We start from the raw sequence: 23,554 nt of genomic DNA on the forward strand, positions 1-23,554 counted from the left end.
GGCTCAGGGACAAATCAGGGTTACCCCGACCCGGCGCGCCCCGGACCCCGCCCTCCGCGGGACGTCCCACCGGGCGTTCCGCCGTACGAGACGTCTTTGCCAGGTGCGGCCCGCTCCTGCACAGTCGTCGTCCGAACCCCTCGCACCCGGAGGTACCGCTGATGACCGCCACCGACGAGACCGGCAGCGTCGGCCCCTCCGCCCGGCTGCTCCAGCTGTTCGAGGGGCACCGGCTGACGCCCACCCAGCGCAGGATCGCCCACTCGCTGGTGCGGCACGCCACCGAGGCGCCGTTCCTGTCCAGCGTGGAGGTCGCCGAACTCGCGGGCGTCAGCCAGCCGTCCGTCACCCGCTTCGCGGTCGCGCTCGGGTACGACGGCTACCCGGCGCTGCGCAAGCAGCTGCGCGAGCTCGGCGGCGGCGAACCGGCCGCGCCGGAGAGCCCGGACGAGGCGGTGCGCAACGAGCACCAGCAGGCCGTGCTGGCCGAGATCGCGCACCTGCGCCACCTCGCCGAACTCCTCGCCGACCCGGAGCCGATCATCCGGGCCGCCCGGCTGCTCGCCGCCTCCCGCCCGCTGCCGGTGCTCGGGCTGCGGGCCGCCTCGGCGCAGGCCCGCGGCTTCGCCTACTTCGCGTCCAAGGTGCACCCGGACGTCCGGCTGCTGGACGAGGGCGGCAGCATGCTCGCCGACCGGCTGGAGCAGGCCCGGGCGGCCGGGGCCGACGCGCTGCTCTGCTTCGCGCTGCCGCGCTACCCGCGGGAGTTGATGGACGCGCTGACGGTGGCCCGCGAGTGCGGGCTGACGGTGCTCACCGTGGCCGACAGCGCCTTCGCGCCGGTCGCCAAGCTGTCCGACCTGATGCTGCCGGCCGCCGTCGGCACCGGGCTGGTCTTCGACACCGCCTGCGCGCCGATGATGCTCGGCCGGGTGCTGCTGCAGTCCATGTGCGACGAAATCCCGGGCGCGGAGGCCAGGTTGGAGGCGATCGAGCAGTCGGCGGCGGCGCGCGGGCTGTTCCTGGAGTAGTTCCGGGAACGGGCGCGGCCGGCAGCGGCGGCGGGGGAGTACTCGACACGAACCCGGGCATCCCCTACGGCAGGGGGTGCCGCCCATGCACGTGATCCACGAGATGAAGTTCGTCGCCCGGCTGTCCTCGGGCGCCGACGAATGGTCCTGCCCCGCCTGCGGACGCCGCGTCACCCTGCGGCGGCTGCCCGAACCCGAACTGACCGTCCTCGACCCGGGCGACGAGTCGGCCGTCCACGTCGGCGTCATCGAACCCGACGCCGCCGCCGCGGCCGCCGAGAAGTACGGCCTCGGCCCGGTCCAGAACGTCCCCCGCCCGCCGTCCCCGCCCGCCCCGGACGCCGAGGACCGCCGCTGGCTGGCCGAGATCGGCATCGACTGGGACGGCGGCGCGGCGGCCTGAGGGCTGTCCGCACCCGTCCGCACCAGCCCGTTCCGGCCGTGCCGGGCGGGCGCTTCGGCGTGCCCGGGGCCCGGTTCCGGCCAGGGCTGTTCCGATGGGTTCCGGGTCTGGTCGGGAGCTGAATGTTTGGATATATTCAGCCGAACCGAGCTTGAATGAATCCATCCGCAGAGAGGCCGGGACTATGGTGCAGCAGGCGAGTGGGCCGCGCGAGGTGCGAGCGGCGCGTGGCACGGGGCTCACGACGCAGGGCTGGCAGCAGGAAGCCGCGCTGCGGATGCTGATGAACAACCTCGACCCCGAGGTGGCCGAGCACCCGTCGAAGCTGGTGGTCTACGGCGGCACCGGCAAGGCGGCGCGCGACTGGCGGTCCTTCGACGCCATGGTGAAGACGCTGCAGGGCCTCAAGCAGGACGAGACCATGCTGGTCCAGTCCGGCCGCCCGGTCGGCGTGATGCAGACCCACGAGTGGGCGCCGCGCGTGCTGATCGCCAACTCCAACCTGGTCGGCGACTGGGCCAACTGGGAGGAGTTCCGCCGGCTGGAGAGCCTCGGGCTCACCATGTACGGCCAGATGACCGCCGGCTCCTGGATCTACATCGGCACCCAGGGCATCCTCCAGGGCACCTACGAGACCTTCGCCGCCGTCGCCAACAAGCGCTACAACGGCTCGCTGGAGGGCACCATCACCCTCACCGCCGGCCTCGGCGGGATGGGCGGCGCCCAGCCGCTGGCCGTCACCATGAACGGCGGCGTGGCGATCTGCATCGACTGCGACCCGTCCCGGATCAGCCGCCGGATCGAGCACCGCTACCTGGACGTCGAGGCCAAGAACCTCGACCACGCCCTGCAGCTCGCCACCGAGGCCCGCGACAGGAAGCAGCCGCTCTCCATCGGCCTGCTGGGCAACGCCGCGGACCTGTTCCCGCAGCTGCTCGCGATGGACGCGCCGATCGACATCGTCACCGACCAGACCAGCGCCCACGACCCGCTGAGCTACCTGCCGGTCGGCGTCGCCTTCGACGACATGGCCGCCTACGCGGCCGAGAAGCCCGCCGAGTTCACCCAGCGCTCCCGCGAGTCGATGGCCCGGCACGTCGAGGCGATGGTCGGCTTCCAGGACCGCGGCGCCGAGGTCTTCGACTACGGCAACTCGATCCGCGGCGAGGCCCAACTGGCCGGCTACGACCGCGCCTTCGCCTTCCCCGGCTTCGTCCCGGCGTACATCCGACCGCTGTTCTGCGAGGGCAAGGGCCCGTTCCGCTGGGCGGCGCTGTCCGGCGACCCGCAGGACATCCACAAGACCGACAAGGCCGTGCTCGACCTCTTCCCGGAGAACGAGTCGCTGCACCGCTGGATCAAGATGGCCCAGGAGAAGGTGCACTTCCAGGGCCTGCCCGCGCGGATCTGCTGGCTCGGCTACGGCGAGCGCGACAAGGCCGGCGAGCGCTTCAACGACATGGTCGCCTCCGGCGAGCTGTCCGCCCCGATCGTGATCGGCCGCGACCACCTGGACTGCGGCTCGGTCGCCTCCCCGTACCGGGAGACCGAGGCGATGCTGGACGGCTCCGACGCGATCGCCGACTGGCCGCTGCTCAACGCCATGGTCAACGTCGCCTCCGGCGCCTCCTGGGTCTCCATCCACCACGGCGGCGGCGTCGGCATCGGCCGCTCGATCCACGCCGGCCAGGTCACCGTCGCCGACGGCACCGCGCTGGCCGGCGAGAAGATCCGCCGGGTGCTCACCAACGACCCGGGCATGGGCGTCATCCGGCACGTGGACGCCGGCTACGACCGGGCCACCGAGGTCGCCGCCGAGCGCGGGGTGCGCGTCCCGATGGGTGAGCTGTGAGCCCGTCGTTCGAGGAGATGTGGGCGGAGCTGCTCCCCGTGGGCCGCTCCGCCTCCTCCGGCGGCTACCGCCGCTTCGCCTGGAACTCCGCCGACGCCGAGTGCCGCGCCTGGTTCGAGCAGCAGGCGCGCGGCCGCGGCCTGACGTACGAGCTGGACCGCAACGGCAACCAGTGGGCCTGGCTGGGCGACCCGAACGGGCAGGGGGCCGTCGTCACCGGCTCGCACCTGGACTCCGTCCCGGACGGCGGCGCCTTCGACGGCCCGCTCGGGGTGGTGTCCTCCTTCGCCGCGCTGGACGAACTGCGCGCCCGCGGCGCCGCGTTCACCAAGCCCCTGGCGATCGTCAACTTCGGCGACGAGGAGGGCGCCCGGTTCGGCGTGGCCTGCATCGGCTCCCGGCTCACCGCCGGGGTGCTGTCGCCCGAGCAGGCGTACGAGCTGCGCGACGCCGACGGCGTCCGGCTGCCCGACGCGATGGAGCGGGCCGGCTACGACCCCACCGCGATCGGCGCGGACGACGACCGGCTGGCCCGGATCGGCGCCTTCGTCGAGCTCCACGTCGAGCAGGGCCGCTGCCTCGCCGAGGGGCAGCCGGTCGGCGTGGCCGGCGCGATCTGGCCGCACGGCCGCTGGCGGTTCGACTTCCACGGCGAGGCCAACCACGCCGGCACCACCCGGATCGAGGACCGCCGCGACCCGATGCTGACCTACGCCAACACCGTGCTCGCCGCCCGCAAGAAGGCCAAGCTGGCGGGCGCGCTGGCCACCTTCGGCAAGGTCGCGGTCGAGCCCAACGGCACCAACGCGATCGCCTCGCTGGTGCGCGGCTGGCTGGACTCCCGGGCGGCCGACGAGCGCACCCTCACCGAGCTGGTCGCCGAGATCGAGCGGGCGGCGGCCGAGCGCGGCGGGCGCGACGGCGTCCGGGTCGAGCTGACCCGTGAGTCCTACACCCCGGTGGTGGACTTCGACGGGCCGCTGCGCGACCGGCTGGCCAAGCTGCTGGACGCCCCGGTGCTGCCCACCGGCGCGGGACACGACGCCGGGATCCTGGCCTCCGCCATCCCGACCGCCATGCTGTTCGTGCGCAACCCCACCGGCGTCTCGCACTCCCCGTCCGAGCACGCCGAGCAGGCCGACTGCCTGGCCGGGGTCGCCGCCCTCGCCGACGTACTGGAGGACCTGGCGTGTCAGTGACCACGACGAGGTACTGGGCGCAGTACGCCTGGCTGCCGCACGACAACGGGCCGGTGGTCGAGCAGGACGTGCTGATCACCACCGGCCCCGGCGGGACGATCGCCGCCGTCACCCCGGACAGCGGCCCCTGCCCGCCGGACGCCGTCCGGCTCGACGGGCTGCTGCTGCCCGGGCAGGCCAACGCCCACTCGCACGCCTTCCACCGGGCGCTGCGCGGGCACGTCCAGGTCGGCTCCGGCACCTTCTGGACGTGGCGCGACACCATGTACCGGTTCGCCGGCGCGCTGGACCCGGACCGCTACCTCGACCTCGCCACCGCCGTCTACGCCGAGATGGCGCTGGCCGGCATCACCGCCGTCGGCGAGTTCCACTACCTGCACCACGCGCCCGGCGGCGCCCGGTACGCCGATCCCAACGCGATGGGCGAGGCGCTGATCGAGGCCGCCGCCCGGGCCGGCATCCGGATCACCCTGCTGGACACCTGCTACCTCTCCTCCGGCTTCGGCGCCGAGCCGACCAAGCCGCAGCAGCGGTTCAGCGACGGCGACGCGGACGCCTGGGCGGCCCGGGCGGACGCGCTCAAGCCGCGCGAGCACGCCCGGATCGGCGCCGCCGTGCACTCGGTGCGGGCCGTCCCGGCCGAGCAGCTGGGCACCGTCGCGCACTGGGCGGCGATGCGCAAGGCACCGCTGCACGTCCACCTGTCCGAGCAGACCGCCGAGAACGACGCCTGCCTGGCCGCGCACGGCGTCACCCCGACCCGGCTGCTCGCCGACCACGGCGCGCTCGGCCCGCGCACCTCGGCCGTGCACGCCACCCACCTGACCGACGAGGACGTCCGGCTGCTCACCGACTCCTCCACCACGGTCTGCATGTGCCCCACCACCGAGCGGGACCTCGCGGACGGCATCGGCCCGGCCCGCCGGCTCGCCTCGGCGGGCTCCCCGATCACCCTGGGCAGCGACAGCCACGCGGTGATCGACCCGTTCGAGGAGGCCCGGGCGCTGGAGCTGGACGAGCGGCTGCGCACCCGCACCCGGGGCCACTGGACGGCGAACTCGTTGCTGCGGGCCGGAACCGAGGACGGGCACGCCTCGCTCGGCTGGCCGGAGGCCGGACGGGTCGAGGCCGGGGCGCTCGCCGACTTCACGGTGATCGCGCTGGACACCGTCCGCACGGCGGGACCGCCGCCCCGGCTCGGCGCCGAGATCGCGGTCTTCGCGGCCTCGGCGGCGGACGTACGGCACGTGGTGGTCGGCGGCCGGCACGTCGTCCGGGACGGCGCGCACCTGCTGGTGGCCGACGTGCCGGGCGCGCTGCGCTCCGCGATCGGCGCGCTGGACTGCTGACTCCTCTGTTCGACTCTCTTCGGAAGGCCTTGTCTTGAGCACCAGGACCACCTTGATCACGGGCATCGGCAGCCTGGTCACCAACGACCCCGGGCAGGGTGCCGGGCCGCTCGGCCTGCTGACCGACGCGGCCGTGGTGGTCGACGGCGACACCGTCGCCTGGGTCGGCCCGGCGGCCGGGGCACCGGCGGCGGACGAGCGCTTCGACGCGGAGGGCCGGGCCCTGCTGCCCGGCTTCGTCGACTCGCACGCGCACCTGGTGTTCGCGGGCGACCGCACCGCCGAGTTCAACGCCCGGATGTCCGGGCAGGCGTACTCGGCGGGCGGCATCCGGACGACGGTGGCGGCCACCCGGGCGGCGAGCGACGGCGAACTGGACGCCAACCTGGCCCGGTTCGTCCGGGAGGCGGTGCGCCAGGGCACCACCACCATCGAGTGCAAGTCCGGCTACGGGCTGACGGTCGAGGACGAGGCGCGGGCGCTGCGGATCGCCTCCCGGCACACCCCGGAGACGACGTACCTGGGCGCCCACGTGGTCGCCCCCGAGTACGCCGAGGACCCGGCCGGGTACGTCGACCTGGTCACCGGCGAGATGCTGGACGCCTGCGCCCCGCACGCCCGTTGGGTGGACGTGTTCTGCGAGAAGGGCGCCTTCGACGGGGACCAGGCGCGGGCCGTCCTGACCGCCGGCATCGAGCGCGGCCTCACCCCCCGGGTGCACGCCAACCAGCTCTCGTACGGGCCCGGTGTGCAGCTCGCGGTGGAGCTGGGGGCCGCCTCGGCGGACCACTGCACCCACCTGACGGACGAGGATGTGGCGGCGCTGGCCGGCTCGGCGACGGTGGCCACGCTGCTGCCGGGCGCGGAGTTCTCCACGAGGGCCGAGTACCCGAGCGGGCGGCGGTTGTTGGACGCGGGCGCGGTGGTGGCGCTGTCCACCGACTGCAACCCGGGCTCCAGCTTCACCAGTTCCATGGCCTTCTGCATCGCGGTGGCCGTACGGGAGATGGGCATGACCCCGGACGAGGCTGTCTGGGCGGCCACGGCCGGCGGCGCCCACGCCCTGCGGCGCACGGACGTCGGCGTGGTCGCCCCCGGCGCTCGCGCGGACCTGCTCCTGCTGGACGCCCCGTCCCACGTCCACCTGGCCTACCGCCCGGGCGTCCCCCTCACGGCCGCCGTCTGGCGCGCGGGCGTCCGCGAGGTCTGACGACGGTCGCTGGAAGGCCCCCGCGCTCCGGGCGCGGGGGCCTTTCGCTCAGGGGGTGGCGGTGAGGTGGTCGAACTCGCCTGCCTTGGCGCCCTGGAGGAAGGCGGCGAACCTGAGGGGTGTGGTGCGGACGATGACACCCGCGTCATCGGACTCACGGAGTTCGACCGCCCCTTCGACGGTCCGCACCTCAACGCAGTCGGAGTTTGCGCCCGAGTAACTGGACTTCTTCCAGCTAGAGTTAGGCATACTTGCTTTCCATGTCCTTCTTGATGGATTGAATGAACCCTCGGGAGTCGCCTTCCGAGATGGCGGCCGATTCAAGCCGGGCGAGCAGAGAGCGGAACCTGGCAAGGTGGGCCGGTGCATCGAAGAGCACATTGCCGACGCTGGAGTCCGTCTGCACGGTGTCCAGTTCCGGGATCGGCCCTTCGGCATAGGTGAAGTTCTCGTAGTTGAGCGGAAGCGCATCGACGTCGAAGGGCACGACTCGGATCGAGATGGTCGGACGCTCGGAGTCTTCGATGAGGCTGTGAAGCTGCTCGGCCTGGATCGCGGGCCCACTGAACTGCATGCGTAGAGCAGCTTCATGGACGTAGGCGGAGTACGGCGTTGCGCCGGAGCGGACGATTTCCTGTCGTCGCATTCGAAAGGCCGTCCTCTGCTCGACCTCGCGGTGTGGGAGCGGTGTCAGGGAGCGATCAAAGACAGCACCGGCATATGCGTTGGTCTGGAGAAGTCCGGGGATGAAGGCCATCGTGTAGGTCGAGAGTCTGCGCGCATAGCCTTCAACCTCAGCGACCTCCAGGAAGTCGTCTGAGAGGGCCCCGCGATATTCCTCCCACCAAACGCCCTTGCCCCGGTCCGTGATGATCTCCGCCAGGGCTTCGATCAGCGGCTCGTTGACGCACATGCACAACGCGGCGACCGTCCGCAGCCGCTCGACGCTGATGCCGGTCCGGCCACTCTCCATCTGCGTCACGTGGGCGGGATTGATGCCGAGTGCACGGGCGAGTTGACTGCCGCCAAGCCCTGCCTGCTCACGCATCCGTCGCAGCTCCGCCCCCAGGCGCCGTTGACGGAGAGTTGGGTTCGATCGAAGCGCCATGGTGTCCTCTCTGCTGGCCGTGGGACCAGTCTGCCGCAGAGGTGCTGCCACGTTAGAGGGAACTTCTTGCGGTCCGCCACAAATCTGTGGCGGACCGCGCTATCGTCAGTCTCAGCTTGATCAGACGGATCGTCAGTAATGCCCGCATTCACGGCAGTAGGCGCCTGCTGCCCGCGCGCCGCAGAGCAGCCGCGCCCCGGCCTGGCTCACGGCGACGTCCGTCACCATCCCTCCCCACACCACAGCCTCACGGAGGTTCCCGTGTGCACCCGTAACACCCCCTCGCTCACCCTCACCCGACAGGCCCTGCGGGACGCCATGACCCGCAGCGCCTGGGACGCCGAGGCCATCTTCAACGCCGAACTCGCCCTCTGCGAGCTCATCGTCAACGCCTGGCGGCACGGTGAGACCCCCGCGCCCGTCGTCTGGTTCTCCATCCGCGACCGCACCCTTCGGGTCACCGTCTCCGACGAGAGCGACGCCCTCCCCCGGCTGCGAACGTCCTCCGACCTCGCCGAGACCGGTCGGGGCCTCCAGCTCGTGGAGGGCCTCACCCACCGCTGGGGCGTCGACCCGCAGAAGCGCGGCAAGACCACCTGGTACGAGCTGGACTCCCTCGCGTGACCCGCGACCCCGTCGCGCCGGACGACCCCCGGATGAGCGACTACACCGCGCCCCAGATCACCTCTCTCCTCGGCGAGCTGCACCGGCGCGGCATGCCGCACGGGCTCCTCTGGGGCTCCGCCTCGGCCGGCGAGACCACCCTCGACGGCCGCATCCTGGTCGACTTCGGCAACGCGCCGGTCAGCACTCTGCTCAACCTTCTCCACCTGCTCCGCGACCTGGAGCGGGACGAGGCGTGGCACCGGTGAGGTTCGCCGCCGACGCGGTCCTTGTCACCCTCCTCGCCCTCGCGACCCTCGGGACCCCCCGCCCCGAGGCACGCGACGAGTGGCACTGAAACACGCGAAGGCCCTCGCCCACCCCGGGCGAGGGCCTCGCAGGCGCCCGTGCGCTCTACCGCGAAACGGGCTGAACCAGCTGCGGTTCCATGGCGCCGGGAAATGGCCCGGGTCGGCGCGCCACTGGTGGCGATAGTCGTGCAGCCGAGCGCAATCGGATTGACACGGCGAGAGGTCGTGAGGTTGCGTTTCCTGGGGATCATCCCGAACACTCCCGTCGATGACTCGCCGACGATCTGGCTGGACGAGGACACGGGGGATCTGCTGATCCAGTCCTACAAGGCCACGGAAGAAGAGGTGGCGGCTTGCCAGGAGATCGGGTCGATTCCTGCTCACAGCACGGATGTTCCGGATCACGAGACGATCGTTCGACTCACCGCCGTGATGCGGCAGTTCATTCCGCCTCTGGAGGACGGAACCGGTGAAGTTCCCCGTACGTGAGGGCTTGGCTGGGGCGCAGCGCTCCGCCGTGCACCTGGAGATGCGCGACAGCTACACGCCGGATGATCCGGAGTTCACCCGCTGGCGTGCCGGCCATCGGTATGACAGGGATCCGGCCAAGCTGCCCGACTGGTGGGGGCCTTGGGCTGATCTGGTGGCTGAGACAACCGGGCGCGGCGTGGTCATGCGGCGGGCCCGGGTCGTCTCGGAGCCTGTGACGGACTACATCCGGTTCGAGCACGACCTCACGTTCGCGAACGTCGCAGCGGGTGAGTTGGTCCGCTGGTTGCCCCGGCGGAGGGCTGCCGACATCGCGCTGCCGGGAACGGACCTGTGGATGTTCGATGGGTCGGCCGTGCTGTTCACGTACTTCTCCGGGGCCGGCGAGGTCGTGGACAGGGAATGGCGGACGGATCATGCCGTTGTGGATCTGGTCAGTGCCGCCTTTGAGGCCGTGTGGGAGCGCGCAACTCCGCACGAGGACTACAAGCTGGTCTGATCCGTCATGCCCGCCTCGGAGTCGTCTCACGTCCAAGCAGCCAGGAAAGTCCTTGCAGATCGCCTTCGGGAGATGTGCGAGGACGCTGGCTTGGACGGCAAGCAGCTTGCGGCCCTGTGCGGCTGGCACCCGTCCAAGGTGTCTCGGATCTCCACCGCCAGAACGTCGCTGTGCCCTCCGGATGGCCCCTCCCCAGGGGGCGACGACCGGCGCGGAAACGTGCGGAGGCCCTTGCCCACCTGTGGCGAGGGCCTCGCGGGCGCCCTCTGTCAGCCGAGATACGGGATCGCCCTGCGCTCCAGGAAGTGCTGAAGTCGGAGGCGCTGAGTGTGGTGCATTGGCAACTCTTCGATGTCGCTCGGAGCGATGAACCGAAGGTCGGTGGACTCGCCCGAGATCCGCAGGTCCCCGCCCGTGATGCGCGCGGTGAAGCAGACGTTGAACTGCTGTCGGACTTCACCGTCCGAGTAGGCGATCACGTGCCGGGGGTCGGTGTACGTGCCGACGAGTCCGGTGATCTCGACATCGAGGCCGGTCTCCTCACGGACCTCCCGTACGGCCGTGTCCGGAAGCGATTCGCCGAGATCCATCGTTCCACCCGGCAGCGCATACAGGCCGTTGTCGGTGCGTCGCTGGAGCAGGATGCGCCCGTCGGGATCCGTCACCACTGCGGATGCTGCCACGACCAGCCGATTCGGCTCGGGCGCGTTGGGATCGTCGTAGAACTCCGTCCTTGCCACGTGATCAGCTCTCCTCAGCCGGTAGTGCGGCGTTCCATACCGCTTCGAAGCTCGCAGCATAGGTGTCGAACAGCGCTCCTGCGCCGGTTTGGCGCAGGTGCCAGACGGGTGCTGCGAAGGCATTGACCCCCCACACGTGTGCATTCACCAGGACTTCGCCATCTGCCCGGTAGAGGCTGTTGTAGAGGGTGGTCCCGTGAGTGCGGATCTCAATGCCCGGTGTGCCGAGCAGTGGGCGGTAATGCATGAGAGCAAGGTGGCACCGAGATTCGATGCCGTGACCGAACCTCTCCTCCTCTCCGCGCTGCCTGACGTTCGCGCTGTCAGGGTCGCCGAGCGCGATCCGGACCGCGCAGCCATCGGCGGCGCGTTCCCGAAGCAGATCGTTGAGGCGTGGGTACGCCTCGTGGAGGAACACAGCTGCGTAGACCAGCACGTCGATGCGCTCTGCAGCTTTCCCGAACAGGTCCACGAAGACGGACACTGGTAGGTCAGCGCGCTGCTCGTGGAGGGCCACCAGCTCGGGACTTATCGCTCTTGCGGCGCGTGGCTGCCGCAGGCTCGGCCACAGTGCGAACATGTCTTCTCCCAGCGCTTCTGCGGCCAGACGGGCCGTCCCCAGCCGGGGCGTCCGGTTCTGATTGGCCCATCGCTCAACCGACTTGGTGTCCACTCCGGCCTTGTCTGCCAGGGCGGCGCACGTCCAACCACCCGACGCCATAACGCCTTTCAGCTTTTCGTTCGGCATCTCGCCTGTCTCTCCGCGAAGCCCGGACTCTTATAGGGACGTTGTACCGCGTGAGGGACGTTCTGAAGTGTCCTTTGCGTGAGGTTTCACCGTCCCGGGCGCTGTCGGAGATTGGTGATTGCTCAGCGGGAGGAGGCCAATGGGTGGTGAAGATGCGGGGCGCGCGGACGTGCGACCGAGCACCGGCCCCTTCGGCTCACCATCCCCACAAGTTCCGCCCCAATTGGGGTGGGTAGCACCACCCAACAGGCAGCCGCCCGTTGGGTCCGATCGGCACGGAGGTATCGAGATGGCCAAGCACGGAGGCGGGACCGGCGACGGCAAGGGCGGCGGGCAGCAGGACGACAGCAACAAGGGCGCCGGGCACGGCGGCGGAGGGTCCGACGAGGGCGGCAACACCTCCGACGGCTCGTCCCCGGCGGGCGGCAAGTGACCGGCGAGACGCACCGGGAGGCGGGCCCCCAGGGGCTCGCCTCCGCGCTTGTGGCCGGCGGCGCGCTCTCCTCGGACTGGCTCCCTTCCTTCGAAGCCGTACCCCGTGAACTGTTCGTCCCGGACCGCATCTGGCCGGGTATCGCGGACGGCACCGAACAGAACCCGGTGGTGTACCGGGCGCAGGACCCCGAAGCGTGGCGGCGGGCGGTCTACTCGGACATCCCCCTGACCACGCAGTGGGACGACGGGGACCATGTGGGGGACGGGCTCGGCACGACGCCGACGTCCTCCAACTCCATGCCCACGATGGTGTTCTCCATGCTCCGGGACCTCGACGTGCGCCCGGGTGACAGGGTGCTGGAGGTCGGCACCGGCACGGGCTGGAACGCGGGCCTCCTCGCCCACCGCCTGGGCAGCCCCAACGTCGTAACTGTCGAGTACGACCCGGACGTCGCTCTCGGCGCCCGGGCGAACCTGGCCCGGGCGGGACTCACACCGACCGTCATCGAGGGCGACGGACGCTCGGGCTGGCCGGACGGCGCTCCCTACGACCGGATCATCGCCACCTGTTCCCTGCTGGAGATTCCTTCAGCATGGCTGGCCCAGTCAGCCCCCGGCGGGATCATCGTGGCGCCCTTCGGCACCGAGTACGGCGGCGAGCAGATCGTCCGGCTGACCGTGAACGACGACGGCACCAGCGCGAGCGGCAGGTTCACCCGGAGCTCCGCGTTCATGCGGCTGCGCCAGCAGCGCACGGACCGGCCGCCCTTCGAGGACTACCTGCGCGGGCAGAACTGGCCCGCCGACGGGAGGAGAATCACCACCGCACTCGCCCCGCCGGACACGGGCGGGTGGTTGGAGCAGTTCGTCATCGGGGCGGCCGTGCCGGGCGTGTTCTGGCGGGCGGAGCGCTACGGCAACGGCGCGTACACCCTCTGGCTCTACAGCCGGGACAAGCGGTCCTGGGCGTCCGCGGACTACGAGCGCGGCCGCAGGGAGTACGAGGTGTACCAGTCCGGCCCCCGGAACCTCTGGGACGAGGTGGAGGCCGCCTGGCACTGGTGGGACGACCAGGGCCGCCCCGGCTTCGACCGGTTCGGCCTCACGGCCGGGCCCGACGGGCACACCGTGTGGCTGGACGGTCCGGAGAACCCGGTGCCGCTCCGGGGCTGAGTCGTTCCGTCGGCTCGACGGGGCGAAGGCCTGGCCGTACCCGGCGATGCCCTCGTGGGGGCCCAGCGCGGCCGGGTCGGCGATCAGCCGCTCCGCGCCGGTGGCCGGAAAGACGACCGGGGCCGCCGTGGATCTCAGGAATCCACGGCGGCCCCGGAGTCGGGAGCCGGAGGCCGGTCCGTCAGCGCACGTCGCCCATGAGGGCCTGGACCTTCTTGCGGTACGTGAAGACGGCGAACCCGGCGAGGGCCGCGAGCGCGGCCTGCATCGCGATGATCCCGGTGCCGTTGAGGTCGACGCCGGCCAGGGAGAGCAGCCCGGTGGTGCAGTCACCGGCGGTGACGGCGAGGAACCAGACGCCCATCATCTGGGAGGCGTACTTCTGCGGCGCCATCTTGGTGGTGACCGAGAGGCCGACCGGGGAGAGGCACAGCTCGCCGATGGTCTGGATCATGTAGATCGAGACGAGCCACATCGGGGAGACCTTGTCGCCGCCGTCCGCCATGTTCATCGGGACGATGAAGATGAAGAACGAGGCGCCGACCAGGAGCAGGCCCATCGAGAACTTCACGATGGTGTTCGGCTCCTTGTTCCGGCGGGAGAGCCAGATCCACAGCCAGGCGAAGACCGGCGCCAGCGCCATCACGAACAGCGGGTTCAGCGACTGGTACCAGGTGGCCGAGAAGCCGAAGCCGAACAGGGTGTCCGCGGTCTTCTTGTCCGCGAACAGGGAGAGCGTCGACCCGCCCTGGTCGTAGATCATCCAGAAGGCGGCGGCCGCGGCGAAGAACCAGATGTACGCGGACATCTTGGACTGCTCGGCGGCGCTCAGCTCCTTGTCGCGCTTGATCCGGACCAGCACGGCGACGGGGATGAGCAGACCGGCCAGGGTCAGCGGGACCAGGGCCCAGTTCAGCGTGTAGACGCCCATCGCGACGATGGCGCCGTAGAACGCGGCGGCGGCGAGGACCGTGACGCCGACCTTCACCAGCAGGCTCTTGCGCTCCGCCGGCAGCAGCGGGTTCGGGACCTCGCTGCTCTTCTCGCTCAGGTGGCGGCTGCCCAGCAGGAACTGCACCAGGCCGAGGGCCATGCCGACCGCGGCCAGGCCGAAGCCCAGGTGCCAGTTGTGCTCCTTGCCGATCGTCCCGATGACGAACGGGGCGACGAAGGCACCGAGGTTGATGCTCATGTAGAAGACGGTGAAGCCACCGTCGCGGCGCGGGTCCTCGGGGCCGTTGTAGAGGTGGCCGACCATCGTGGAGATGTTGGCCTTCAGCAGCCCGGAGCCGACCGCGACCAGGAGCAGACCGGCGAAGAACGCCGCCTGGCCCGGGACGGCCAGCGCGATGTGGCCGGCCACGATCACGGACCCGGCGATGGCGACGGTCTTGCGGGCGCCCCAGACCCGGTCGCCGAACCAGCCGCCCGGGTAGGCCATGAGGTAGACCATCGAGACGTAGACGGAGTAGATCGCCGTCGCCATCGTGGCCGTCATGGCGAGGCCGCCGCCCTGGCTGCCGACAGCGGCGTCGGCGCCTCCGGAGACCAGGTAGTAGATCAGCAGGGCGCGCATGCCGTAGTAGGAGAAGCGCTCCCACATCTCGGTCATGAACAGGGTGGCGAGACCTCGGGGGTGCCCGAGGAAGGTCTTGCCGCTGGGAGAGGCCGACGAGATGTCGGCTTCCAGGGTCTTAGACGCCATGAGTACTGGTTCCTTGCCTGACAGCGTCCGCCTAGGGGGGTGGCGGCGGACGTGGACGAAACCACTCTACGTGGCGACATTTGGCTTTATCAGATGACAAAAGCCTTGAATCAGGTACGGGAATGGCAAAGTTGGCGACAGATCTGCCCGATCTATCGATGGTAGACGGGCGTGTCTTCCTTCGGTTTCAAGATCCAAACGAAGAATCTTCGCCGAACAGCCGGTCCGTCACCCCGGGTTGAGCCCCTTTGTGGGCTTGTATAACGATCACGCTCTGTGAACTACCTCACAGGGCATCCGGGCTCACCCCGGCGGACTACCATCACCCCATGACCTGTGTGCTGCTCGCCGAGGACGATCCGGCGATCTCCGAACCGCTCGCCCGGGCCCTGCGACGCGAGGGCTACGAGGTGCTCGTCCGCGAGGACGGTCCGACCGCACTGGCCGCCGGCCTCACCGAGGAGGTCGATCTCGTCGTCCTGGACCTCGGCCTGCCCGAGATGGACGGCCTGGAGGTCTGTCGCCGCCTGCGCGCCGACGGCAAGAGCTGCCCGGTCCTGGTGCTCACCGCCCGCGCGGACGAGGTGGACACCGTGGTCGGCCTGGACGCCGGCGCCGACGACTACGTCACCAAGCCGTTCCGCCTGGCCGAGCTGCTCGCCCGGGTCCGGGCCCTGCTCCGGCGCGGCAACGTCGACCAGCTCACCACCGGCGCGCACGGTGTGAAGATCGACATCGAGTCCCACCGGGCCTGGCTCGGCGACGAGGAACTCACCCTCTCCGCCAAGGAGTTCGAGCTGCTGCGGGTCCTGGTCCGGGACGCCGGCCGGGTGGTCACCCGCGAGGAGATCATGCGGCAGGTCTGGGACACCACCTGGTGGACCTCCACCAAGACGCTGGACATGCACATCTCCTGGCTCCGCAAGAAGCTCGGCGACGACGCGGCCAACCCGCGCTACATCGCCACCGTGCGCGGCGTCGGGTTCCGGTTCGAGAAGAATTAGCCCCTGACCAGGCCCTCGGCCGACAGCGGCGGACCACCCAGGGGAGCGGCGGCGTGAAGCGCAGGATGATCAACTCGCTGCTGGGTGTCGTCCTGGTGGTGGTCGTGGTGTTCTGCGTGCCGATCGCCCTGGTCGAGAAGCGGACCATCGTGAACTCGGCCCAGGACCGGGTGGACGCGGCCGCCGTCCGGGTGCTCGCCCTGGTCGAGAGCCGGCTCGCCGCGGGGGAGCCGGTCACCGGGCGGGCCTTCCAGAGCCAGGTCACCGAGGGCAGCTACGTCGAGGTGCAGGTGCCCGGCCAGCCGGTGGTCTTCGCGGGCGAGCGCCCGGCCGGGAGCCACCTGCTGAAGGCCGTCGAACGTGGCAACAGCGGCGAGACCGTCACCGTCGAGCAGTCCCGCGAGGACGTCGACCACGAGATCGCCAACAACCTCCTGCTGCTCGGCGTCGTCGCCCTGCTCGCCGTCCAGGCCGCGGTGGCGCTCGCCGTCTGGCAGGCCAAGCGGCTCGCCCGGCCGCTCACCGACCTCGCCGAGACCGCCGAGCGGCTCGGCTCCGGCGACCCCCGCCCGCGCGACCGCCGCTACGGGGTGCCCGAGCTGGACCGGGTCGCCGAGGTGCTGGACACCAGCGCCGAGCGGATCGCCCGGATGCTCACCGCCGAGCGCCGGCTCGCCGCCGACGCCTCGCACCAGCTGCGCACCCCGCTCACCGCGCTCTCCATGCGGCTGGAGGAGATCACCGCCCTCGCCGAGGACCCGCGGACGGTCCGGGAGGAGGCGACCATCGCCCTCCAGCAGGTCGAGCGGCTCACCGACGTGGTGCAGCGGCTGCTCACCACCCAGCGCGACCCGCGCAGCCCGACCGCCGTCGCCTTCGACCTGGACGACGTGATCAAGCAGCAGGTGGAGGAGTGGGGCCCGACGCTGCGCGAGCAGGGCCGGGTGCTCTCCCTGGAGGGGCTGCACGGGGTCACCGTGGTCGGCACCCCGGGGACGGTGGCCCAGGTGCTGGCCACCCTGATCGAGAACTCGCTGATGCACGGCGCCGGGACGATCACCCTGCGGGTCCGGCCGTCCGGCACCTCGGTGGTGGTCGAGGTCCAGGACGAGGGCGCCGGCGTGCCGGCGGACCTCGGCAACCGGGTGTTCGAACGTGCGGTCAGCGGGCGCAACTCCACCGGCATCGGGCTGGCCGTCGCCCGCGACCTCGCGGAGGCGGATGGCGGGCGGCTCGAACTGCTCTCGCTGAAGCCGGCGGTCTTCGCGCTCTTCCTCGGACGCGGCCACCGGGACTGAGCGGCCCGCACGAGGCAGGGGTGGGGGTGGGGACCTACTCGGCCTTGGCGAAGCGGATCCGCTCGGCGGCCAGCATCAGCTCGGCCTGGGCGGCCAGCTCCTGTCCGCCGGCGCTGTCCGCCGCCTGCTGGGCGGGCAGCTCGACGGGCTCCGGTACGGCCTTGAACACCCAGGTGCGGTACGAGACGAAGCGGAACACGGTGGCGACGGCGAGGCCGATCACCTTGGCGCCGATCTGCTCGTAGTGCGAACGCAGGTCGAGCACGTACACCGAGAAGCCGAGCACCCCGGTCTCGATCAGCATGCCGATGCCGCTGTAGACCAGGAAGAGGGTGATCTCGCGCTTGCGGGAGGCGGCGTCGCGGTCCCGGTACAGCCAGTAGCGGTAGCCCAGGTAGTTGGTCGCGATGGCGATCACCGTCGCGACGATGTTCGACCGGACCGAGGCCAGGCCCATGCCGTTGATGCAGACCCAGAAGACGGCGAAGTTGACCACCACGCCGCTCAGGCCGACGATGCCGAACTTCACGACCTCGCCCGTGAGCCCGCGCAGTTTCTGCGCGAGCGGGGGTTTCGAAGCTGCGGTCGTCGCCATACCGGACTGCCTCCATGTGCCTGCGGGACGAAAGGGCCGGCCGCGACGGAGCGGCGACCCCTTGAGCCCTGCGTGCACGCACATGATCGGACCGCGCAGACCAGGACCTAGCCGACCAGGCTACCCGCTTCCACCGAACGGCTCAGCCCTCAGGGCGGCAGGTTGACATCTACGCGCGTCCGCTCCGAAGGCCCCACCTGCGGCTCCACCGCCCCCCACCGGCCCGGATATCCTGGGCCGCGTGACTTCCCCGGGCAATGTGAATTTTCCAGTGGTCGGCATGATCGGTGGCGGGCAGTTGGCCCGCATGGCACACCAGGCGGGCATCCCGCTCGGGGTCAGGTTCAAACTCCTCGCCGACACGCCCCAGGACTCCGCCGCGCAGGTGGTCTCCGAGGTCGTCCTCGGTGACTACCGCGACCTCGACACCCTGCGCGCCTTCGCCGCCGGCTGCGACGTGATCACCTTCGACCACGAGCACGTCCCCACCGAGCACCTGCGGGCCCTGGAGGCCGACGGCATCGCCGTCCGCCCCGGCCCGGAGGCGCTGGTCAACGCCCAGGACAAGGGCATGATGCGGGCCAGGCTGGACTCCATCGGCGTCCCCTGCCCCCGGCACCGGATCGTCGCCGACCCGGCCGACGTGACCGCCTTCGCCGAGGAGGGCGCCGGCTACCCCGTCGTCCTGAAGACCGTCCGCGGCGGCTACGACGGCAAGGGCGTCTGGGTCGTCGACGACGAGGAGCAGGCGCACGCCCCGTTCCTGGCCGGCGTCGCGGTGCTGGCCGAGGAGAAGGTCGACTTCGTCCGCGAGCTGGCCGCCAACGTGGTCCGCTCGCCCAGCGGCCAGGCCGTCGCCTACCCGGTGGTGGAGAGCGTCCAGGAGAACGGCGTCTGCGCCGAGGTCACCGCCCCCGCACCGGACCTCGACCCGGCCCTGTCCGACGAGGCCCAGCAGCTCGCCCTGCGGATCGCCGGCGAACTCGGCATCGTCGGCCACCTCGCCGTCGAGCTGTTCCAGACCCGGGACGGCCGCATCCTGGTCAACGAGCTGGCCATGCGCCCGCACAACTCCGGGCACTGGACCCAGGACGGCGCGGTCACCTCGCAGTTCGAGAACCACCTGCGGGCCGTCCTCGACCTCCCGCTCGGCGACCCCCGCCCGCGCGCCGCGTGGACCGTCATGGTCAACGTCCTCGGCGGCGACTACCCGGACATGTACCGCCCCTTCCTGCACTGCATGGCCCGCGACCCCGGGCTGCGGATCCACATGTACGGGAAGGACGTGAAGCCCGGCCGCAAGGTCGGCCACGTCAACGTCTTCGGGGACGACCTCGAAGACGTCCGCGAGCGCGCCCGCCACGCGGCCGCCTACCTGCGAGGAACGATCACCGAATGACCTCCGCCGCTCCTGTTGTTGGCATCGTGATGGGCTCCGACTCCGACTGGCCGGTCATGGAGGCCGCCGCCCAGGCGCTCGACGAGTTCGAGGTCCCCTACGAGGTGGACGTCGTCTCCGCCCACCGGATGCCCCGCGAGATGGTCGAGTACGGCGAGCGGGCCCACCAGCGCGGCCTGAAGGCGATCATCGCGGGCGCCGGCGGCGCGGCCCACCTGCCGGGCATGCTCGCCTCCGTCACCCCGCTGCCGGTCATCGGCGTGCCGGTGCCGCTGCGCTACCTGGACGGCATGGACAGCCTGCTGTCGATCGTCCAGATGCCGGCCGGCGTCCCGGTGGCGACCGTCTCGGTGGCCGGCGCGCGCAACGCCGGCCTGCTCGCGGTGCGGATGCTCGCCGCCTTCGACCCCGAGCTGACCGAGAGGATGACCGACTTCCAGGCCGAACTGAACAACCAGGCCACCGAGAAGGGCAAGAAGCTGCGCGCCAAGGTGGCCGGCTCCTCGTCCTTCGGCTTCGGCAAGTAATCCCGCTGGTGGGGGTGGGGTAGAACAGCCCGTATGACTTCTCGGACGGACTCCCCCACCCCGCTGGACCGCGCCCGCGCCCTGCTGCGCACCGCCCCCGTGGTGGACGGCCACAACGACCTCCCGTGGGCGATGCGCGAGCAGGCCGGGTACGACCTCGGCGCGCTCGACCTCGCCGCCGACCAGAGCGACCGGCTGCACACCGACCTCGACCGCCTGGCGCGGGGCGGGGTCGGCGCGCAGTTCTGGTCCGTCTACGTCCCCTCCTCGCTGGCCGGCGACCACGCGGTGAGCGCCACCCTGGAGCAGGTCGACTTCGTCCACGCCCTGGTCGATCGCTACCCGGACCGGCTGCGGCTGGCCCGTACCGCCGCCGACATGGAGGCCGCCCGCGCCGAGGGCCGGATCGCCTCGCTGATGGGCGCCGAGGGCGGCCACTCCATCGACTGCTCGCTGGCCACCCTGCGCGCCCTGTACGAGCTGGGCGTGCGGTACCTGACGCTCACCCACAACGACAACGTGCCGTGGGCGGACTCCGCGACCGACGAGCCGGCGGCCGGCGGGCTGACCCGGTTCGGCGAGGAGGTCGTCCGGGAGATGAACCGGCTCGGCATGCTGGTCGACCTCTCGCACGTCTCCGCCGACACCATGCGCGACGCCCTGCGGGTGAGCGAGGCGCCGGTGGTCTTCTCGCACTCCTCCTCGCGCGCGGTCTGCGACCACCCGCGCAACGTCCCGGACGACGTGCTCGCCCAGCTGCCCGCCAACGGCGGGGTGGCGATGGCCACCTTCGTGCCGAAGTTCATCCTGCCCGCCGCCATCGAGTGGACCCGGGCCGCCGACGAGAACATGCGCGCCCACGGCTTCGACCCGCTGGACACCACCCCGCCGGCCATGGAGCGCCAGCGCGCCTTCGAGGCCGCCAACCCGCGCCCGATCGCCACCCCGGCCACCGTCGCCGACCACCTCGACCACATGCGCGAGGTGGCCGGCATCGACCACATCGGCATCGGCGGCGACTTCGACGGCACCGCCTTCCTGCCGGACGGCCTGGAATCGGTGGCCGGCTACCCCAACCTGGTCGCCGAACTCCTCGGACGGCACTGGTCGGAGGCCGACCTGGCCAAGCTGACCTGGCACAACGCCGTCCGCGTCCTGCGCGACGCCGAGTCGGTGGCCGCCGGGCTGCGCGGCAGCCGCCGCCCGTCCATCGCCACCATCGACCGCCTGGACGGCCCGGGCTCCCAGCGGGGCTAGGGACCGTCTCCGGGATTCCGGCGGACCCGGTGAGGATCCGAGGGACGGGCTCCTAGCCGAGCCGCGGGATCTCGATCGCCGGGCACCTGTCCATCACCATGGCCGGCCCGGCCGCCCGGGTCCGTTCGTAGGCGGCCTCGTCCACCACGCCCAGCTGGAACCAGACCGCCTTCGCCCCGGCCGCCACCGCCTGGTCGGCCACCTCCCCGGCGAGTTCGGAGCGGACGAACACGTCCACCACGTCCACCGGGAACGGGATCTCGGCGAGCGAGGCGTAGCCCTGCTCGCCGAGGACCGTCTCGGCCTTCGGGTGCACGGGCACGATCCGCTTGCCGTACTTCTGGAGGACCCGGGCCACCCCGTACGCCGCCCGGGCGGTGTTGTTCGACAGGCCCACCACGGCCCAGGTGTCGCCCGCGCCGGTGAGGATCCCGCGGACCGTCGCGTCGTCGCCGTAGTTCGTCATGCCGGTACCAACGACGGCCGGGGGCTCGGGATTCCGGCCCCGGGCGCCGCGGGCGGGGGCGTCAGCTCGGGCGGCCGAGGGCGCGGTAGGTCCAGCCGGCGGCGCGCCAGGCGTCGGCGTCCAGGACGTTGCGGCCGTCGAGGAGGCGGCGTTCGGCGACCACGGCGCCGAGCACGGCCGGGTCCAGCTCGCGGAACTCGGACCACTCGGTGAGGTGGAGGACGACGTGGGCGCCCTCGGCGGCCTCCAGGGCGGAGTGGGCGTAGGCGAGGGAGGGGAACATCTTGCGGGCGTTGTCCACGGCCTTCGGGTCGTAGACGGTGACCTGGGCGCCCTGGAGCTGGATCTGGGCGGCCACGTTGAGGGCGGGGGAGTCCCGGATGTCGTCCGAGTTGGGCTTGAAGGCGGCGCCGAGGACGGCGACCCGGCGGCCCAGGAAGCCGTCGCCGCACTGCTCGCGGGCCAGCTCGACCATCCGGGAGCGGCGCCGCATGTTGATCGAGTCGACCTCGCGCAGGAAGGTCAGCGCCTGGTCGGCGCCCAGCTCGCCGGCCCGGGCCATGAACGCGCGGATGTCCTTGGGCAGGCAGCCGCCGCCGAAGCCGAGGCCGGAGTTGAGGAACCTGCCGCCGATCCGCTCGTCGTAGGCGAGCGCCTTGCTGAGCTGGGTGACGTCCGCGCCGGCCGCCTCGCAGACCTCGGCCATCGCGTTGATGAAGGAGATCTTGGTGGCCAGGAAGGAGTTGGCGGCCGCCTTGACCAGCTCGGCGGTCGCGTAGTCGGTGACCATGAACGGCACCCCGGCCGCGATCGGCTCCGCGTACACCTCGCGCAGCAGCCGCTCGGCCCGCTCGCTCTGGGCGCCGACCACGATCCGGTCCGGCCGCAGGGTGTCCTGGACGGCGAAGCCCTCGCGCAGGAACTCGGGGTTCCAGGCGAGTTCGGCGCCCTCGCCGACCGGCGCCAGCGCGGCCAGCCGCTCGGCCAGCCGGGCCGCCGAGCCGACCGGGACGGTGGACTTGCCGACCACCAGGGCGGGGCGGGTCAGGTGCGGCGCCAACTCGTCGAGCGCGGTGTCGACGTACGACATGTCGGCGGCGAACTCGCCCTTGCGCTGCGGGGTGTTGACGCAGATGAAGTGCACGTCGCCGAACTCGGCGGCCTCCTGGGCGGAGGTGGTGAAGCGCAGCCGCCCGGTCGAACCCTCGTGCCCGGCCACGTGCTTGAGCAGCAGTTCGGACAGCCCGGGCTCGTACATCGGGACGCGGCCGGCGGTCAGCATGGCGATCTTGTCGGGGTCGATGTCCAGACCCAGCACCTCGAAGCCGAACTCGGCCATCGCGGCGGCGTGCGTGGCGCCGAGGTAGCCGGTGCCGATCACGGAGATGCGGAGGGTCACGGGTTCTCCTTGGATGCGGACGCGACCAGTACGAATGCCCTGATGCTATCCGTCCGCGACGGGCGCACCGGGATCACCCGGGACGCTAGGCAGCCGCAGGTCGGCGCCCTAGGATCTCTACTGAACGGTAGTTAACCGCGGATTCACTCGCACCGGGCACCGATCGGACCTCGATCGGGCGCCGGTCACCGAACGACGAGGCAGGCATCATGGCGGGCAGCGCAGGGGCGGCTGACTTCGATCTCTTCCGTATCTCCGAGGAGCACGGGATGCTCCGTGAGGCGGTGCGTTCGCTGGCCGAGGCGAAGATCGCTCCGTTCGCGGCGGAGGTGGACGAGCTGGGGCGGTTCCCGCAGGAGGCGCTGGACGCGCTGCAGGGTGCTGATCTGCACGCGGTGCACGTGCCGGAGGAGTACGGCGGTGCGGGGGCGGACGCGCTGGCGACGGTGATCGTGATCGAGGAGGTCGCGCGGGTGTGCGCGTCGTCGTCGTTGATCCCGGCGGTGAACAAGCTCGGTTCGCTGCCGGTGCAGCTGTCGGGTTCGGAGGAGTTGAAGGCGAGGTACCTGGGGGCGCTGGCCCGTGGGGAGGGGATGTTCTCGTACTGCCTGTCGGAGCCGGAGGCGGGTTCGGACGCGGCGGGGATGCGGACCCGGGCGGTGCGGGACGGTGACTTCTGGGTGCTGAACGGTGTGAAGCGGTGGATCACCAACGCGGGGGTGTCGGAGTTCTACACGGTGATGGCGGTGACGGA

The 23,554-nt window shown here is 71.2% G+C and carries 27 protein-coding genes; 19 read left to right on the forward strand and 8 right to left on the reverse strand.

Annotated elements, in window-relative coordinates:
- The first annotated feature begins 161 nt into the window (after nt 1-161).
- The 6 genes from ACFY0X_RS20575 (at nt 162) to hutI (ending at nt 7,044) form a co-directional block, all read left to right on the forward strand.
- Nucleotides 162-1,031 carry a MurR/RpiR family transcriptional regulator gene (locus tag ACFY0X_RS20575; protein WP_387756560.1) on the forward strand — a complete coding sequence of 290 codons (870 nt, stop codon included), beginning with the start codon at nt 162-164 and terminating at the stop codon, nt 1,029-1,031.
- 85 nt (nt 1,032-1,116) lie between these two features.
- Nucleotides 1,117-1,434 (forward strand): hypothetical protein, encoded by a 318-nt coding sequence (locus tag ACFY0X_RS20580; RefSeq protein WP_387756562.1) that lies wholly within the window; start codon nt 1,117-1,119, stop codon nt 1,432-1,434.
- Between the two features lie 184 nt (nt 1,435-1,618).
- The gene (gene hutU, locus ACFY0X_RS20585; protein WP_387756564.1) at nt 1,619-3,286 is read left to right on the forward strand and encodes a urocanate hydratase; all 1,668 of its coding nucleotides are present in this window, start codon (nt 1,619-1,621) and stop codon (nt 3,284-3,286) included.
- Between the two features lie 17 nt (nt 3,287-3,303).
- Nucleotides 3,304-4,485: an allantoate amidohydrolase gene (locus tag ACFY0X_RS20590; RefSeq protein WP_387756613.1), complete on the forward strand. Its 1,182-nt coding sequence runs from the start codon at nt 3,304-3,306 to the stop codon at nt 4,483-4,485.
- Complete coding sequence (locus tag ACFY0X_RS20595) at nt 4,482-5,834, forward strand: formimidoylglutamate deiminase (RefSeq protein ID WP_387756566.1); 1,353 nt, start codon at nt 4,482-4,484, stop codon at nt 5,832-5,834. Before ACFY0X_RS20590 ends, ACFY0X_RS20595 begins: the two co-directional genes overlap by 4 nt.
- 34 nt (nt 5,835-5,868) lie before the next feature.
- Nucleotides 5,869-7,044, forward strand: coding sequence for an imidazolonepropionase (gene hutI / locus ACFY0X_RS20600; protein WP_387756568.1), 1,176 nt, complete (start codon nt 5,869-5,871; stop codon nt 7,042-7,044).
- 48 nt (nt 7,045-7,092) lie between these two features.
- Here the strand turns inward: hutI and ACFY0X_RS20605 are convergent, their stop codons facing one another.
- Nucleotides 7,093-7,293 carry a DUF397 domain-containing protein gene (locus ACFY0X_RS20605; protein WP_387756570.1) on the reverse strand — a complete coding sequence of 67 codons (201 nt, stop codon included), beginning with the start codon at nt 7,291-7,293 and terminating at the stop codon, nt 7,093-7,095.
- A complete protein-coding gene (locus tag ACFY0X_RS20610; RefSeq protein WP_387756572.1) occupies nt 7,286-8,152 on the reverse strand; it encodes a helix-turn-helix domain-containing protein in 867 nt (288 codons plus the stop codon). Before ACFY0X_RS20610 ends, ACFY0X_RS20605 begins: the two co-directional genes overlap by 8 nt.
- A 261-nt stretch (nt 8,153-8,413) precedes the next feature.
- Between ACFY0X_RS20610 and ACFY0X_RS20615 the strand changes: the two genes are divergently transcribed.
- From ACFY0X_RS20615 to ACFY0X_RS20635, 5 genes are all read left to right on the forward strand, one after another.
- On the forward strand, nt 8,414-8,776 hold the full coding sequence (locus tag ACFY0X_RS20615; protein ID WP_387756574.1) for an ATP-binding protein: 363 nt from the start codon (nt 8,414-8,416) through the stop codon (nt 8,774-8,776).
- Nucleotides 8,773-9,024 (forward strand): hypothetical protein, encoded by a 252-nt coding sequence (locus tag ACFY0X_RS20620; protein ID WP_387756576.1) that lies wholly within the window; start codon nt 8,773-8,775, stop codon nt 9,022-9,024. Before ACFY0X_RS20615 ends, ACFY0X_RS20620 begins: the two co-directional genes overlap by 4 nt.
- A gap of 267 nt (nt 9,025-9,291) precedes the next feature.
- A complete protein-coding gene (locus tag ACFY0X_RS20625) occupies nt 9,292-9,555 on the forward strand; it encodes a hypothetical protein (protein ID WP_387756578.1) in 264 nt (87 codons plus the stop codon).
- Nucleotides 9,536-10,054, forward strand: a complete 519-nt coding sequence (locus tag ACFY0X_RS20630) for a DUF6879 family protein (protein ID WP_387756580.1) — start codon at nt 9,536-9,538, stop codon at nt 10,052-10,054. The genes ACFY0X_RS20625 and ACFY0X_RS20630 overlap by 20 nt, the downstream gene beginning before the upstream one ends.
- A 6-nt stretch (nt 10,055-10,060) precedes the next feature.
- Complete coding sequence (locus ACFY0X_RS20635; RefSeq protein ID WP_387756582.1) at nt 10,061-10,366, forward strand: helix-turn-helix domain-containing protein; 306 nt, start codon at nt 10,061-10,063, stop codon at nt 10,364-10,366.
- Here ACFY0X_RS20635 and ACFY0X_RS20640 read toward each other — a convergent pair.
- Together ACFY0X_RS20640 and ACFY0X_RS20645 are read right to left on the reverse strand one after the other, a co-directional pair.
- Nucleotides 10,324-10,794: an NUDIX domain-containing protein gene (locus ACFY0X_RS20640; protein ID WP_387756584.1), complete on the reverse strand. Its 471-nt coding sequence runs from the start codon at nt 10,792-10,794 to the stop codon at nt 10,324-10,326. The genes ACFY0X_RS20635 and ACFY0X_RS20640 overlap by 43 nt on opposite strands.
- A 4-nt stretch (nt 10,795-10,798) precedes the next feature.
- A complete protein-coding gene (locus ACFY0X_RS20645) occupies nt 10,799-11,542 on the reverse strand; it encodes an XRE family transcriptional regulator (RefSeq protein WP_387756586.1) in 744 nt (247 codons plus the stop codon).
- A 289-nt stretch (nt 11,543-11,831) separates the two neighbouring features.
- Here ACFY0X_RS20645 and ACFY0X_RS20650 point away from each other — a divergent pair, with 289 nt between their 5' ends.
- Together ACFY0X_RS20650 and ACFY0X_RS20655 are read left to right on the forward strand one after the other, a co-directional pair.
- Nucleotides 11,832-11,975: a hypothetical protein gene (locus ACFY0X_RS20650; RefSeq protein ID WP_387756588.1), complete on the forward strand. Its 144-nt coding sequence runs from the start codon at nt 11,832-11,834 to the stop codon at nt 11,973-11,975.
- A complete protein-coding gene (locus ACFY0X_RS20655; protein WP_387756590.1) occupies nt 11,972-13,150 on the forward strand; it encodes a methyltransferase domain-containing protein in 1,179 nt (392 codons plus the stop codon). Before ACFY0X_RS20650 ends, ACFY0X_RS20655 begins: the two co-directional genes overlap by 4 nt.
- Nucleotides 13,151-13,331: 181 nt before the next feature.
- Here ACFY0X_RS20655 and ACFY0X_RS20660 read toward each other — a convergent pair whose 3' ends face one another.
- On the reverse strand, nt 13,332-14,855 hold the full coding sequence (locus ACFY0X_RS20660; RefSeq protein WP_387756592.1) for a peptide MFS transporter: 1,524 nt from the start codon (nt 14,853-14,855) through the stop codon (nt 13,332-13,334).
- A gap of 329 nt (nt 14,856-15,184) precedes the next feature.
- On the opposite strand from ACFY0X_RS20660, the gene ACFY0X_RS20665 reads away from it, so the two are divergent.
- Complete coding sequence (locus ACFY0X_RS20665; RefSeq protein WP_030058577.1) at nt 15,185-15,859, forward strand: response regulator transcription factor; 675 nt, start codon at nt 15,185-15,187, stop codon at nt 15,857-15,859.
- A 53-nt stretch (nt 15,860-15,912) separates the two neighbouring features.
- Complete coding sequence (locus tag ACFY0X_RS20670; protein ID WP_387756594.1) at nt 15,913-17,157, forward strand: ATP-binding protein; 1,245 nt, start codon at nt 15,913-15,915, stop codon at nt 17,155-17,157.
- 34 nt (nt 17,158-17,191) lie between these two features.
- Here the strand turns inward: ACFY0X_RS20670 and ACFY0X_RS20675 are convergent, their stop codons facing one another.
- The gene (locus ACFY0X_RS20675) at nt 17,192-17,752 is read right to left on the reverse strand and encodes a GtrA family protein (RefSeq protein ID WP_387756596.1); all 561 of its coding nucleotides are present in this window, start codon (nt 17,750-17,752) and stop codon (nt 17,192-17,194) included.
- 259 nt (nt 17,753-18,011) lie between these two features.
- Here ACFY0X_RS20675 and ACFY0X_RS20680 point away from each other — a divergent pair, with 259 nt between their 5' ends.
- From ACFY0X_RS20680 to ACFY0X_RS20690, 3 genes are read left to right on the forward strand one after another with little or no spacing between them, the layout of a single operon-like run.
- Nucleotides 18,012-19,151 carry a 5-(carboxyamino)imidazole ribonucleotide synthase gene (locus ACFY0X_RS20680; RefSeq protein ID WP_387756614.1) on the forward strand — a complete coding sequence of 380 codons (1,140 nt, stop codon included), beginning with the start codon at nt 18,012-18,014 and terminating at the stop codon, nt 19,149-19,151.
- Complete coding sequence (gene purE, locus ACFY0X_RS20685) at nt 19,148-19,678, forward strand: 5-(carboxyamino)imidazole ribonucleotide mutase (protein ID WP_387756598.1); 531 nt, start codon at nt 19,148-19,150, stop codon at nt 19,676-19,678. The genes ACFY0X_RS20680 and purE overlap by 4 nt, the downstream gene beginning before the upstream one ends.
- Before the next feature lie 33 nt (nt 19,679-19,711).
- Nucleotides 19,712-20,935 carry a dipeptidase gene (locus ACFY0X_RS20690; protein ID WP_387756600.1) on the forward strand — a complete coding sequence of 408 codons (1,224 nt, stop codon included), beginning with the start codon at nt 19,712-19,714 and terminating at the stop codon, nt 20,933-20,935.
- Between the two features lie 52 nt (nt 20,936-20,987).
- On the opposite strand, the gene ACFY0X_RS20695 is transcribed toward ACFY0X_RS20690, so the two are convergent.
- Both ACFY0X_RS20695 and ACFY0X_RS20700 read right to left on the reverse strand, forming a co-directional pair.
- Nucleotides 20,988-21,401, reverse strand: coding sequence for a CoA-binding protein (locus ACFY0X_RS20695; protein WP_387756602.1), 414 nt, complete (start codon nt 21,399-21,401; stop codon nt 20,988-20,990).
- Nucleotides 21,402-21,462: 61 nt separating this feature from the next.
- The gene (locus ACFY0X_RS20700) at nt 21,463-22,800 is read right to left on the reverse strand and encodes a UDP-glucose dehydrogenase family protein (RefSeq protein ID WP_387756603.1); all 1,338 of its coding nucleotides are present in this window, start codon (nt 22,798-22,800) and stop codon (nt 21,463-21,465) included.
- Nucleotides 22,801-23,009: 209 nt separating this feature from the next.
- Here ACFY0X_RS20700 and ACFY0X_RS20705 point away from each other — a divergent pair.
- Nucleotides 23,010-23,554 (forward strand): acyl-CoA dehydrogenase family protein (locus ACFY0X_RS20705; protein ID WP_387756604.1); only part of this gene is annotated, 545 nt, incomplete at its 3' end.

The sequence above is a fragment of the Kitasatospora sp. NPDC001547 genome, from assembly GCF_042894165.1.
Lineage (GTDB): Bacteria > Actinomycetota > Actinomycetes > Streptomycetales > Streptomycetaceae > Kitasatospora.